The organism is Enterococcus sp. AZ170 (assembly GCF_050545135.1).
In the GTDB taxonomy this organism is placed as follows: domain Bacteria; phylum Bacillota; class Bacilli; order Lactobacillales; family Enterococcaceae; genus Enterococcus_L; species Enterococcus_L ureilyticus.
Map to the genome: position 1 here is coordinate 1,359,605 of NZ_CP172947.1, position 13,679 is coordinate 1,373,283.

The window sequence follows — 13,679 nt, forward strand, 5'->3', positions numbered from 1 at the left end:
ATATTTTTCCCTCATTTAACTTCCATCTTTTTCCCAAAATGCTAGGACGTGAAGCGAACATCCTACTATTTTTATTCGTGCCCTAGTTTTAAAGCAAGTATAAAACTGCAAAATCGTTTAGTCGACTATCCTGCTCGAATAATAAGAAAGCTATTAAAGTTGAATTTGAAAGAGATTATTTATCTTTTTCTGAAAAGATAGCAAAATCATTTTACTTCCTATGTAGTAAAAGCCGATATTATGTTAAAATAGAAAAAGCAACTTTCTTCAGGAATTTGAGAGGAGATCAATTAAGTATGAAAAAAATGTATAATGTTGCCGTGGTAGGCGCAACGGGTGCTGTTGGCACAAAAATGATCGAAATGTTAGCAGAAACATCTTTACCAATCAATCAGGTGAAATTATTAGCGTCAAAACGTTCAGCGGGAAAAGAAGTAACGTTTAAAGGGCAGACACTTGTCATCGAAGAGCTAATACCTGACTCATTTACGGATGTGGATATTGCTTTATTTAGCGCCGGTGGAACGATTTCTAAACAATTTGCCCCTGAAGCGGTCAAGCGTGGAGCAGTCGTGGTGGATAATACAAGTCATTACAGAATGAACGCGGATGTTCCTTTGGTTGTACCAGAAGTCAATCCTGAGGCACTAAAAAGACACAAAGGAATCATCGCAAATCCAAATTGTTCGACGATTCAAATGATGGTAGCACTTGAACCAATTCGTCAAGCATATGGTTTAGATCGTGTGATCGTTTCAACCTATCAAGCAGTTAGTGGCGCAGGGATCAACGCGATGGACGAGTTAAAATCACAAGCGACAGCATATATCAAGGGAACACCTGCAGATCAATTGACGGCAACGATTTTGCCGTGTGGTGGTGATAAAAAGCATTATCCAATCGCATTCAATGCATTACCACAGATCGATGTTTTTGCAGACGCTGATTATACGTATGAAGAATGGAAAATGATTAACGAAACGAAGAAAATCATGGAAGATGACAGCATCAAAGTTGTTGCGACGTGTGTCCGTATTCCGGTACTATCTGGCCATTCTGAATCAATTTACATTGAGGTTAAAGAAGAGGGTTCTAATGTTGCCAAAATCAAAGAGTTGATTGCAAAAGCACCGGGAGCCGTTTTACAAGATGATCCAAGTCAACAACTTTATCCGCAAGCTTTAACGAGCATTGACCGCAAAGAAACATTTGTTGGAAGAATTCGTCAAGATATCGATATTGATAAAGGCTACCATATGTGGGTTGTTTCTGATAACTTATTAAAAGGCGCTGCTTGGAATTCAGTTCAAATTGCGGAAACATTACATGAGATGGATTTGGTAAGGGTTTAAATGTCATTTAGCGATGCAGGCTAAAATCATAGAAAAAGAATAAACTATGTTTGTGATAAAAAGCGTCGCAACGTTATTTCCCCTTTTTTCTATAAGGTCGATTGAGCCTGTTACGCTACTTAAAATAGGAGGTAGTAAGTATGAATTTAGAAAATGCAACGATAATTACAGCAATGGTCACACCTTTTGATGAAAGCGGCGCAATCGATTTTGCGAAGCTGCCCCAATTAGTGAAACACTTGCTTGATCATCATACAGAAGGAATTATTTTAGCAGGAACAACAGGGGAATCGCCAACGTTGACTCATGATGAAGAAATCGAGTTATTCAACGAAGTGATTCGTTTGGTTGATGGACGAGTACCGATCATCTGTGGTGTGGGAACCAATGATACAAGGGACTCTATTGAATTTGTGCAGGAGATTTCAGCAATCAGAGGGATCGATGCTGGTTTGGCTGTAGTCCCTTATTACAATAAACCAAATCAAGAAGGCTTGTATCAGCATTTCAAAGCAATTGCTGAAGCGAGTGATTTACCGATCATTTTATATAATGTACCTGGCAGAACGGTCGCAAACCTTGATGTAGCAACGAGTTTGCGTTTAGCCGAATTAGATAATATTATCGCGATCAAAGAATGTTTCGGGCTAGATGCGTTGACTGAGTTGATAGAAAAGGCACCAAAAGACTTTTTAGTGTATACTGGAGAAGACTCCTTAGCATTTTCCAATAAAGCTTTGGGTGGACAAGGGGTAATATCAGTTGCTAGTCATGTGTTTGGCACTGAAATGTATGAGATGTTTCAAGCGTTGGATCATGGAGAAATCAAGCAAGCTGCAAGTATTCAACGGCAATTATTGCCGAAGATGGATGCCTTGTTTTCAGCTCCTTCACCGGCACCTGTGAAAGCAGTTCTAAATCACATGGGCATCTCTGTTGGTGACCTACGTTTACCTCTTGTATCCTGTACTTCTGAAGAAAAAGCGAAAATTTTAAGCATACTGGATATTTGATTCAGTATAAGAATATAGAGAGGTGAAGTAAGTGAGTACAATAAAAATCGTTCCTTTAGGCGGCGTTCGTGAAAATGGAAAAAATATGTACATCGCAGAAGTGGAAGATGAAATTTTTGTACTGGATTGTGGATTAAAATATCCAGAAAATGAGCTATTAGGAATTGATGTGGTGATTCCCGATTTTACGTATTTAGTGGAAAACATCGACCGTGTTGCAGGAATTTTCTTAACGCATGGTCACGCCGATGCAATCGGGGCGTTACCGTATCTTTTATCGAAAGTTCATGTACCAGTATTTGGGACAGAATTAACGATCGAGTTAGCAAAATTAAACGTAGGAGATCATGCAGATTCTAAAGACTTTAATGATTTTCACGTAGTCGATGCTCATACAGAAATTGACTTTGAGCATGCTACCATCAGTTTTTTCCGCACAACACATACGATTCCTGATTCGATCGGAATCAATTTAAAGACAAAAGAAGGTAACATTGTTTACACAGGAGATTTCAAGTTTGATCAGAGTGCGATTCCGATGTATCAAACAGATTTTGGCCGTGTAGCAGAGATTGGCAGAGAAGGTGTTTTGGCTTTACTGAGTGACTCTTCTAATGCTGAAAATCCGGCTCAAGTTGTTTCAGAGCTACAAATTGCTGATGAAGTTTTTGATACGATTCGGTATTGGGAAGGTCGTATTATCGTAGCCTGTGTAGCTAGTAATTTGCAGCGTGTCCAACAAGTGTTAGATGCGGCACACCGTTCAGATCGTAAAATCGTATTGACAGGTCAAGATTTTCAACGGATCATCAATACTGCGATTAAACTGGATAAATTAAAATTACCAAGTGAAGATTTGATTATTACTGTGAAGGATATGAAAAAATATCAAGCAGAGCAGCTAGTTATTTTAGAAACTGGCACAATGGGAGAACCAATCAAGTCATTACAAAAAATGGCTAATGGGACACATCGTGTGGTCAAAATTCAAGAAGGCGATTTGGTATACATTACAACGACGCCGACAACGGCTATGGAAACTGCTGTTGCTAAAACCGAAGATATCGTTTACCGTGCTGGTGGCGTGGTCAAACAAATATCAGATAACATGCGTGTCTCAGGTCACGCTAATCCTAATGATCTACAATTGATGTTAAATTTGATCAAACCTAAATATTTTGTTCCTATTCAAGGAGAGTACCGTCAATTAGCAGCACATGCTGATTTAGCTCATGAATTAGGGATTCCATACAAAAATATTTTCATTACTGGTCGAGGAGATATCCTTGAATATAGCAAGCAAAAAATGAATGTCGCTGGCAGTACAACTGCTGATAATATCATGATCGATGGTATTGGCGTTGGTGATATTGGAAATATTGTCCTGCGTGACCGTAGAATTTTATCAGAAGATGGTATTTTTGTCGCTGTAGTTACGATCAATCGTCGTGAAAAACGAATCGTATCACCTGCAAAGATTACCTCAAGAGGGTTTGTTTATGTGAAAACTAGCAAAGACTTGATGAAGGAAAGCAGTCATATTGTGACGGAGATCGTTGAAAAGCATCTTGAAAGCAGCGATTTTGAATGGAGTAAACTAAAACAAGATATTCGCGAGCAATTAAGCCGTTACTTGTTTGAACAAACGAAAAGACGTCCAGTGATTCTTCCTGTGATCATGGAAGCAACTCAACGTAAAGGGCGCAAAGCTACCAATTAAAGAAATCATTCACTCAGTCAGTTTACGGTGGCTGAGTGATTTTTATTTCTGATAGTAAAAAACAAAGCAATTATTTTTTTACAGATATCATTTTTTTCGATACAATAAAGAATGGAAATAACGAGTTCTATGGGCTAAGTTTTTAGGAAAAGCGCTGACGGTAGCTGAAATGTCACTTGTTTATCTTTTTGAAAGTTAATTAAGTCCTGTAGACGTCGATTTTGAGGAGTGATAACAATGGAAAAGAAGCAAGAAACCCGCTGGATCAAGTTTCTTGGGGGTAAAAATTTATTATTCACATTAGTAGCCTTATTATTACTGGGTGCTGTGATTTTTGTTTTTCATGAAGTGGGGTTTATTTTTGGACCAATTGGAGTTGTCTTTAAAACAATTATTGGGCCAACGATTTTAGCATTGATTTTATATTATTTGTTCAATCCAGTGGTCAACTGGTTAGAGAGACATAAAATAAAACGAGTTTATGGTGTTTCAGCTATTTTTATTGTCTTGATTGCGTTGATTGTGATCGGGATCATCTTAGTTGTACCACTCCTACAAAAGCAAGTAGAGGGATTGATCGAAAGTTTTCCGCAGTATATGAATGACTTAAACAAAATGGTCACTGATTTTTTCCACAATTCTGCATTAGAAAAACCATTAGCCAATGCCTTAGATGGAATTCAGCGTTGGTTTGATAATGTTTCAGATGGGATCGGAAGTTATTTTAGCAAAGCTGTTGAAGGGGCGTCTACGGTATTTTCAACCTTAACGGGTTTTGCACTTGTGATGGTGACAGCACCGATCATTACCTTTTTCTTATTGAAAGATGATCAAAAGTTTTTTTCCTTTGTTTTAAATATTATACCACCACGCTTTAGAAGTGATGCCAAAGAAATCGGTACAACAATGAGTAGTCAAGTGGGTGCCTATTTAAAAGGGCAGATACTAGTCTCAATCGCAATTGGTATCTTGACCTTCATTGGTTTTTGGTTAATCAAAGTACCTTATTCAGGAACCTTGTCGATCATTGTGGGGATTACAGCCGTGATTCCTTATATTGGACCAGTGATAGCATTTATACCAGCGGCAATCGTTGCTTTGATGGTTTCGTTTGGAATGTTTATTAAGATGAGCTTAGTCTGGATGCTTGTTCAAATGCTGAATGGTCATTTGATTGCACCACAAGTAATGGGGAAACGTCTAGTTGTGCATCCATTAACAATCGTGATTGTTTTATTGGTGATGGGTGATTTGTTAGGGATGTTCGGATTGATTTTTGGGATTCCAATTTATGCGATTGCTAAAGTCTTTGTGACTTATGTTTTTCGTAAGTTCAAACAACGATATAATCATTTCTATGGTGACAGTGGTGAATATGAAGATACTGAATTTTCTAAAGAAGAGTATTTAGATGAATAATTAGAAAAAGAGTAATTGATTTTGACTAAAAGAGCAATTTTTTGTTGGGACTTATAATCAATTACTCTTTTTTTACTTGTTGTATTAGCGTTAAACTCCCACTTCGTGGAAAATGATAATTCGTATCTTTTGTAATACTTTTTTTTAGGCGTTACAATTTAGATATGAACAAAATAATGAATGATAGGGGAGGGTAATAGATGAAACGATTACTGAAAATTATTATTGGATTCGTGATTCTTCTTTTATTTATTGGCACGTTGACTATACTTAGCCAATTGATCACTATTCCTTGGTTATCTTATGAAGTAGAAGCGCTTATTTATCAGTATCCTAAATTGTTCATGGTTTTTGAAGGAACATTACTTATATTAGGAGGACTGTTGGTTTTGGGCTTGCTGGTTGTGTTATCCGTTTCTGGAAGTAGAAGACGTCTGGTGATAAAAGAAGGCAAAAATCAAATTGAGATCCCAAAAAGCACGATCGAACAAATCGTACAAGAATCATATGGTACGATCATTCATCCAGATAAAACGAAGATGATGGTTAAAATCAAAGGAAAAGAAAAAGTAGCGGTGAAAGTAAGGATCGATGTTCGAAGTAAAGAACGCTTTAAGCCAATGGCCGAAGAAATCACCCAACAGCTACAAAATACATTAGCTGAGACACTTGAATCGATTGATAGTCGAGTAACGGTTTACTTAAGAGAAAAAGAGCCTACAGAGTCCTCAGCTTTTAGTAAAAAACAATCACGAGTGGTTTAGGAGGGGAAAATGATGGACCAAGAAAAGAAAGACCGTTGGGAAAAATTGCTTAAACCTTACCGCTTTCGGATCATTTGGACAATGGTATTTCTGCTATTAGCCTTATTGTTATTATTGATCGGGTTCTGGAAAACACTTGTCCTCGTGATTTTTGCAGGGGTCGGATATGTTATCGGGAAAATGCGTGATGAAGACTTGGATATTTATTCCTTGATAGATTCAGTTAGGTCTATGATAGGGATTTAAAAAATTATTTAGAAGGAGTCGATGCAAATGGTAGACGCAGTAGAAAGAAATTCAGGGGAGTTAAAAGCAAAATTAACATTTGAAGATGTTGTGATTAAAAAAATCGTTGGTGTCGTTATTTCAGATATTGATGGTATTCTAGGGTTGAGCGGCAATCTATTCAGTGATTTTGCTGATCGTTTTAGAGAGAATGAGGACATTACAAAAGGAGTCAGTGTTGAAGTTGGTACGAAGCAGGTAGCTGTTGATGTAGCAGTAATCTGCAAATATGATGTAAATATTGCACAAGTATTTGATCAAACAGTTGAAAAAGTAAAAGAATCTATTCATCATATGACAGGTTTAGATCTTGTAGAATTTAATATGAATGTAGATGATGTCATGACTAAAGAACAATACTTGGAGAAATATCGCGGTAAAGATAGCGATCAAAATACCGATCGTAATTAATATTTTTTGAACGAATTTTCATTCTATATAAAGCAACAATCAATTGATAAAGTATTTACTTTCGTTTAAAGGGTGAAGCAAAACTAGAAAAAGTCTTGCTTCACCCTTATTCTTTTTAGCGTGTTACATGCTCTAATTGTAACAAAAATTCTTTTATACTAAGACCGTCATGCTCGATACTACCTAAATAGCCTGTTAGTTTACCGTTTTTACCGATTACTCGATGGCAAGGTACAATGATCGGTAGCGGATTTTTACTATTTGCTTGTCCAATAGCTCGCACAGCTTTTGGTGACGCGATAGCCTGTGCAATAGCTTGATAACTGCGTGTTTCACCAAAGGGAATCTGAGCAAGTGCATCCCAGACAGCTCTTTGAAAATCGGTCCCGGTATTGATCGATAAGGGAACTGAAAATACTTTTCGTTTACCTGAGAAATATTCTGCAAGTTCTTTTGCTGCAAGTTCTGTATACTGGTTCGTCTGATGGTCAGCAAGTTCAAAAAAAGCGACAGTTGTGAGGCCTTTATCATCAGCATCTAACCAAAGCGAACCAAAAGGTACAGTTATTTTCATAGTTTTCTCCTTTATTTAAATCGTTACTTTATTATACTCCATCTTGAAGTGTGGTACTATATTTTTATAGATTGAAATTGGGGGCGATACAATGGAAGATATCATCATCTTTCATACAAATGATTTACATTCCCATTTAGAGAATTGGCCTAAAATCAGACGCTATTTGACTCTTCAAAAGAAAAAATATACCGAGGCAGGAAAGACTGTTTTGACTGTTGATTTAGGTGATTTTATTGATCGTTGGCATCCTTTGACAGAAGCGACAGATGGTCAAGCAAATATAGCATTGATGAATGAAGTCGACTATGATGCAGCGACGATTGGGAATAATGAAGGGGTCGGTAACTCAAAAGAGCAGTTGAATCAGTTGTATGATCATGCGGATTTTCCGGTTTTATTAGGTAACTTGTTTGATTTAACGACACATCAAGCGCCAGCTTGGACGAGTTCATATAAAATCATCGAAACAAAAGAGCAGACAAAAATCGGCTTGATTGCGTTGACTGCGCCATTTCCTTTAACCTATGCACCAAATGGTTGGGAGATTCGCTCGATTAAAGAAGTATTGCCGCAATTGATTAGAGAAGTTCAGCCGAAGTGTGATATCTTAGTTTTAATGAGTCACTTAGGAATTGATGAAGACCTTAAAATTGCAAATGCATTCCCAGAGATCAATGTGTTGCTAGGTTCACACACACATCATTTGTTTAAGTATGGTGAAAAAATTAATGGGACACAGCTTTCTGCTGCAGGCAAATTTGGTAATTATATAGGTGAAGTACAGTTATCAGTGGACAAAGGGCAAATTATTCAGAGTGGAGCAAAAGCGATTGCAACGGCTGAATTACCTACATTAGTGCAAGATCAAAAGGAAATCGATGATTATCTAACTTTAGGGCATCATTTACTGAAAACAAAAAAAATTGCTAAAATTCCTCATTCATTGTTGAGTGATTTGAATGCAGAACACCCTTTAATGGTCACGGCATTAAAAGCGTTAAAAGAAAAAGGGCAAACCGAAGTCGCAATTTTAAATAATGGCTTATTTTTAACAGATATACCAAAGGGAATCGTAAATGCTGATCAACTGCATGAAGCTTTACCACATCCGATGCATCTGATCCGTGTGACGTTATCAGGTCACGACTTGGTTCGTATGGTCAAAGAAATGGAAAAAAATCGTGATTATTTGCGTAAGTTTCCGATCATGGGAATGGGTTTTCGCGGCAAGGTTTTTGGGGAGCTTTATTATGATGGTCTTGCTTACAATAAGCAAAAGGAAGAAGTTTTATGGAATCATCGACCCATTGAACTAGAAAGTAACTACACGTTTACAACAATCGACCATTTCATGTTTATTCCTTTTTTTCCAACAATCGAATTAGCTGGATCTGTTGACTTTATTTTTCCAGAATTTTTGCGAACCGTATTAGGAAACTACTTGAAGACGCACTACCCAATCCTTTAAAAACAAGGTATAATAAAATTTAGGCGGTGAAAAAATGACAGATAAAGTAAAAAAAACATATAAATCAACCAAACCAGTTAAACATAAAGAAGAACCAGCAGCAACCTTAACGGAAGAAATCACAGCTGTTCTTGAAGAAATCAAAGAAGAACCTGTCAAAGAAAAGAAAAAAGGTGAGATCGTTTCGCTTATTGATGAGAAACATGTAACGATCGGCGAACGTCAGTACCTTTTAGTAAAAAATCATCGAGAAGCATTTGATGCTGAAAGATTGGGCGAACGTTTTAGTGATGTTCTTTCAAGATATGATTATATCGTTGGTGATTGGGGATATGATCAACTTCGTTTAAAAGGGTTTTTCAATGAGACGAATCGTAAAGCGGCACCTGAGCAGAGAATTGATACGTTGGAAGACTATTTATATGAATATTGTAATTTTGGTTGTGCCTATTTTGTCATTGAGCGCGTTGGCGGCAAAAGAGAAAAGCAACAAACACGACGTAAAAAAACAACTAAAAAACCAGCTTATCAAAACCAAGCACATACAGAGGAAAAACGTATACCTGTATCAAATAAAACAAAACCAGTAATTAAAAATCGCAAAGAAAACCAACCTAAAAAAGCAATCATTGGCAATCAAGAGAAAAGCGTCGGTAAAGGACGTTCATTTACAATTCGTCAACGTGAGGAGTAATCATCTGTGAAAAAACATTATCAAGGATATTTGATCGATCTAGACGGTACAATTTATTTAGGCAAAGAAGTGATTCCAGCAGGAAAAAGATTTGTTGAACAATTGCAAGAATTGAACATCCCTTTCCTTTTTGTGACGAATAATACGACAAAGACTCCAATAGCGGTTGCTAAACGACTTAGTGAAGAGTTTGATATTCAGGTTCCCGCTAAGACGATTTATACAGCGAGCTTGGCAACTATTGACTATATGAAAGAACAAGGCAAAGGGAAGCGCGTTTATGTGATTGGAGAATCAGGGCTAGTGGATTTGATTTTGTCTGCTGGATTTGTCTGGGATGAAGAGTCACCAGACTATGTTGTCGTTGGCTTGGATACTGAGATCAATTATGAAAAGCTTGCCGTTGCTTCTCTTTGTATCAGAAATGGCGCTCTGTTCATCGGAACGAATCCTGACAAAAGTATTCCAACTGAACGTGGATTGTTACCAGGTGCAGGTTCATTTATTTCGTTGATTCAAACCTCTTCGCAAACAGATCCTGTCATGATTGGAAAACCAAATGCAATCATTATGGATGAAGCTTTAAAAGTGATGGGCTTAAACAAAGATGATGTAATCATGGTCGGTGATAATTATGAAACGGACATTCAATCGGGACTTCAAAATAATATCGATAGTTTACTAGTCCTATCTGGATTTACAGCAAAATCTGCAGTTCCACATTTAGCTGAACAGCCAACATATGTTGTTGATTCTTTAGACGAATGGGTTTTTTGAGATGAAAAGGGCAAAGAGCAACTGGATCTGGGTTGAACGTTTAGGGATCGCGTGTTTGATTCTAACGATTATTGCGTTGAGTATTACCATAACAATCAATTTTCGACCATTGTATAGTAGCGATATTGATTCTTTGGCTATTTTAGACTATGTTTCAATTGATAAACCAACATTACTAAAAAACTATGGACAATTGATGGGATATTTGAATAATCCTTTTAATCATATATTACAACTATCAGATTTCCCTGTTTCAAAAAGTGGAGCCTTTCATTTTTATGAAGTAAAGCGTCTGTTTTTACTTTGTTATGCAGTGTTGGTCATTACGGTGATTCCAAGTGGTCTTTTTGTTTTCCGCTTGATTAAGGAAAAAAGAGTGTGGCGCTTGATTCGTCCATTTCAATGGGGAATGATCATACCAGTATTTTTTGCAGTGTTGATGGCGATTGGCTTTGATCAGTTTTTTGTGGCGTTTCATGGTGTATTTTTTAATAATGATGATTGGTTATTTGATCCGGCTACAGATCCAATTATCAATGCTTTACCGGAAGTATTTTTTATGCATAGCTTTATTTTATTTTTTATTTTGTTGGAATTGTTTTTCTTGATCGGTATTATTTTTGGAAAACGAGAACTAAAAATGTTATAAAGAAGGTTAGGTTACGAGAAATAACTCATAGAGTATATTTCTCGTAACCTTTTTTTGATCAGGTAGCTTCTTAAAAAAAATGAAATGAAATAGTAACGTTTATATTTAATTGTTGACATTTAATGTAGGTACCTTTACAATATAAGACAGGTACCTGATTTATATTCTGTTTAATGGAGGAATCACCGATGGAAGAACAAACATTAATGGAACAGTTTCTAAGCTTACAAGCAATGATGCAACGCTATTTTATGAAACGTCGTAGAGAACATGGACCTTTTGGTAATCCACATAGGGGACAAGGCAGAGTATTGAATTTGTTGAAACTTAAACCTGAAACGACTCAAAAAGAATTGTCTTATCTTTTAGATATGCGCCCTCAATCTTTAGGTGAGTTATTAGTCAAGTTAGAAAAGAATGGTTATATCAGCCGAGAGCCGCTCGAAAGTGATCGCCGTGTGATGGTGATCCGATTAACTGAAGCTGGGAGAGCGGCTGCTGAAAATAGCAAACAAGATGAAGAAACGATCTTTGATGTGTTATCTGAATCAGAACAAGAAGAATTTAAAAGCATCATGAGCAAATTACTTGAAGCTTTAGAAGCTGAAATTCCTGAAGCAGAGCGTGATTTTAGAGGACCGCATATGAGTGGTAGACATGGAGGGCGCGCAAGAGGATTTAGTGATGCACATGGAAAAATGGCCCCAGATTTTGATCCGCGCAACCTTTTTGGTGCAGTAGGTTTTCAAAAAAGCAGAAAATTTGCTTTTGACCCGTTCAAACAAACGGATGAAGAAGAGGGCTTTGATGATTTTTAAGAAATTACAATATTTGACGTTAAACAAGTTTTCTTTTAAAGAAAGCTTGTTTTTTATTAAATTCAATCTAGTTTTTAAAACTAGATTGAATGTTTTTCGAAATAATGTTAAACTGTTTTAGTAAATAGAAGGAGGGATCTTATGAATGAAATAAAATCCTCTTTACAAGTATGGGGCAAAGCGTTGGTAGATGTTCATTTGCCAAGATGGCATGAATTACCCGAGCTGGAATTGTATATGGATCAAGTGATCACATTGGTTGAGCGTTACCTATCGCCAGTTATATTAAAAGAAAAACACACATTATTGACCTCTTCGATGGTCAATAATTATGTGAAATTAGGGCTGATTCCACCACCTAATAAAAAACGCTATAATCAAAAGCACTTAGCTTTTTTGATTGCGATTACTTTATTAAAACAAGTACTAACAATACCAGAAATCAAACAAGGTATTTTATATCAAGGAGCAGCGGTTGGTATTCGTGAAGCATATGATCTATTTTGCGATGAGCAAGAAGCAGCTATAGCAGTAGTTGTTGCCCAAGCTTTGGGGAATGAACCCGTCGCAGCTTTCGATCAATCGATTCCAGTAGAATTTATGATCGTCAAAGGGGCTACCTTGTCATTTGCAACAAAGTTGTTCACTGAAAAAGTTATTGAGTTAGCACAAAAAAACATAGAAGAAAATGGAGAATATGAGAATGAATAAAGAAAAGATTGCTCTATTAGTGGATTCAGGGACAGATGTTCCGCAAGAATTAGTGGAACAATATGGAATGTATATGATCCCTTTACAAATTATTTATAAAGATCGTATTTATACAGATAAAGTAGACATTACACCTGAAGAAGTATACGAGGGTTTAGCTGTTGAAATTCCTAGTACCTCGTTACCTGATGGCGAAACCATTACCAATATTTTTGAAAAAATCAAAACAGATGGTTATGAAAAAGTATTGGCTGTTACGATTTCTAGTGGATTGAGTGGGACATATAATGTTGTTCGCTTAATTGCAGAAGAATTTGAAGGATTAGAAACATACGTTTTAGACACAAAAAACATTGGGATCGGCAGTGGTCTCCAAGCAATTGAAGCCGCAAAGTTAATAGAGGCAGGTCATTCGTGGAACGAAATCAAAACAACGTTGACTGCTAATGTAGGAAAAGCAAAAGTTTATTTTAACGTTGCTACTCTTGAATATCTTCAAAAAGGCGGACGCATTGGGTTGGTTGCTTCCATCTTAGGAAATGCGTTAAAATTGAACCCGATCATTTCTTGTAACGGAGAGGGAGTTTATCATACGGTCGCCAAAGCTCGCGGTAGGAAGAAAAGCTTAGAAAAGACGTTTGATTTAGTGAAGGCTTTTATTGGCGATCATAAAAAATTTGTTTTAGCAGTTGCCCAAGGACAAGCGGTTGAAGAGGCCGAAGCATTCTATGCTAAATTAAAAGAACAATTTCCTCAAGCAGAAAAAATTTATTTTGGAACGATCAGTCCAGCTTTAGTTGTTCATACAGGACCGGGACTATTAGGGATCGGCATTCAACTTTTAGATTAAAGTTAACTACCAGCAAAAGGCATTTAATCAAATGACTTTGCTGGTAATTTTTTCATTTGCTTTTTATCAAAAAATTGAGAGATTACTCACTGGATTTACGCTATTATATAGAAGGTGGTTTGGACAGGAGTGTTTAATCCCGAGAACCACGTAGGTACTGAGCAACATAAA

At 36.8% G+C, this 13,679-nt stretch carries 15 protein-coding genes; 14 read left to right on the plus strand and 1 reads right to left on the minus strand.

From position 1 onward, the window contains the following. Positions 1-296: 296 nt before the first annotated feature. The 7 genes from IGJ55_RS06525 (at position 297) to IGJ55_RS06555 (ending at position 6,964) form a co-directional block, all read left to right on the plus strand. Positions 297-1,352 (plus strand): aspartate-semialdehyde dehydrogenase, encoded by a 1,056-nt coding sequence (locus IGJ55_RS06525; RefSeq protein ID WP_430607798.1) that lies wholly within the window; start codon positions 297-299, stop codon positions 1,350-1,352. A gap of 140 nt (positions 1,353-1,492) precedes the next feature. Then, positions 1,493-2,365 carry a 4-hydroxy-tetrahydrodipicolinate synthase gene (dapA, locus tag IGJ55_RS06530; protein WP_207121850.1) on the plus strand — a complete coding sequence of 291 codons (873 nt, stop codon included), beginning with the start codon at positions 1,493-1,495 and terminating at the stop codon, positions 2,363-2,365. Between the two features lie 31 nt (positions 2,366-2,396). Then, the gene (locus tag IGJ55_RS06535) at positions 2,397-4,085 is read left to right on the plus strand and encodes an RNase J family beta-CASP ribonuclease (protein WP_207121849.1); all 1,689 of its coding nucleotides are present in this window, start codon (positions 2,397-2,399) and stop codon (positions 4,083-4,085) included. 237 nt (positions 4,086-4,322) lie between these two features. Then, positions 4,323-5,504 carry an AI-2E family transporter gene (locus IGJ55_RS06540; protein WP_069638611.1) on the plus strand — a complete coding sequence of 394 codons (1,182 nt, stop codon included), beginning with the start codon at positions 4,323-4,325 and terminating at the stop codon, positions 5,502-5,504. A gap of 200 nt (positions 5,505-5,704) precedes the next feature. Further along, a complete protein-coding gene (gene amaP, locus IGJ55_RS06545) occupies positions 5,705-6,268 on the plus strand; it encodes an alkaline shock response membrane anchor protein AmaP (protein WP_429950842.1) in 564 nt (187 codons plus the stop codon). 12 nt (positions 6,269-6,280) lie between these two features. Next, positions 6,281-6,514 carry a DUF2273 domain-containing protein gene (locus tag IGJ55_RS06550; protein ID WP_069638609.1) on the plus strand — a complete coding sequence of 78 codons (234 nt, stop codon included), beginning with the start codon at positions 6,281-6,283 and terminating at the stop codon, positions 6,512-6,514. A 27-nt stretch (positions 6,515-6,541) separates the two neighbouring features. After that, the gene (locus tag IGJ55_RS06555; protein WP_069638824.1) at positions 6,542-6,964 is read left to right on the plus strand and encodes an Asp23/Gls24 family envelope stress response protein; all 423 of its coding nucleotides are present in this window, start codon (positions 6,542-6,544) and stop codon (positions 6,962-6,964) included. Positions 6,965-7,079: 115 nt separating this feature from the next. Here IGJ55_RS06555 and IGJ55_RS06560 read toward each other — a convergent pair whose 3' ends face one another. Beyond that, on the minus strand, positions 7,080-7,538 hold the full coding sequence (locus tag IGJ55_RS06560; RefSeq protein ID WP_429950844.1) for a methylated-DNA--[protein]-cysteine S-methyltransferase: 459 nt from the start codon (positions 7,536-7,538) through the stop codon (positions 7,080-7,082). 91 nt (positions 7,539-7,629) lie between these two features. Between IGJ55_RS06560 and IGJ55_RS06565 the strand changes: the two genes are divergently transcribed. The 7 genes from IGJ55_RS06565 (at position 7,630) to IGJ55_RS06595 (ending at position 13,508) form a co-directional block, all read left to right on the plus strand. Further along, positions 7,630-9,009 carry a bifunctional metallophosphatase/5'-nucleotidase gene (locus tag IGJ55_RS06565; RefSeq protein WP_069638607.1) on the plus strand — a complete coding sequence of 460 codons (1,380 nt, stop codon included), beginning with the start codon at positions 7,630-7,632 and terminating at the stop codon, positions 9,007-9,009. Between the two features lie 34 nt (positions 9,010-9,043). Beyond that, positions 9,044-9,703, plus strand: coding sequence for a YutD family protein (locus tag IGJ55_RS06570; protein WP_069638606.1), 660 nt, complete (start codon positions 9,044-9,046; stop codon positions 9,701-9,703). 6 nt (positions 9,704-9,709) lie between these two features. Then, complete coding sequence (locus IGJ55_RS06575; protein WP_429950846.1) at positions 9,710-10,480, plus strand: TIGR01457 family HAD-type hydrolase; 771 nt, start codon at positions 9,710-9,712, stop codon at positions 10,478-10,480. Between the two features lies 1 nt (position 10,481). Next, positions 10,482-11,129, plus strand: a complete 648-nt coding sequence (locus IGJ55_RS06580) for a TIGR01906 family membrane protein (RefSeq protein WP_429950848.1) — start codon at positions 10,482-10,484, stop codon at positions 11,127-11,129. A 188-nt stretch (positions 11,130-11,317) separates the two neighbouring features. Continuing rightward, entirely contained in the window at positions 11,318-11,947 is a 630-nt protein-coding gene (locus tag IGJ55_RS06585; protein ID WP_069638603.1) for a MarR family winged helix-turn-helix transcriptional regulator, read from the plus strand. A gap of 141 nt (positions 11,948-12,088) precedes the next feature. Then, positions 12,089-12,658 (plus strand): DUF1836 domain-containing protein, encoded by a 570-nt coding sequence (locus IGJ55_RS06590; RefSeq protein WP_069638602.1) that lies wholly within the window; start codon positions 12,089-12,091, stop codon positions 12,656-12,658. Next, entirely contained in the window at positions 12,651-13,508 is an 858-nt protein-coding gene (locus tag IGJ55_RS06595) for a DegV family protein (RefSeq protein ID WP_069638601.1), read from the plus strand. The genes IGJ55_RS06590 and IGJ55_RS06595 overlap by 8 nt, the downstream gene beginning before the upstream one ends. The last annotated feature ends 171 nt before the right edge of the window (positions 13,509-13,679 follow it).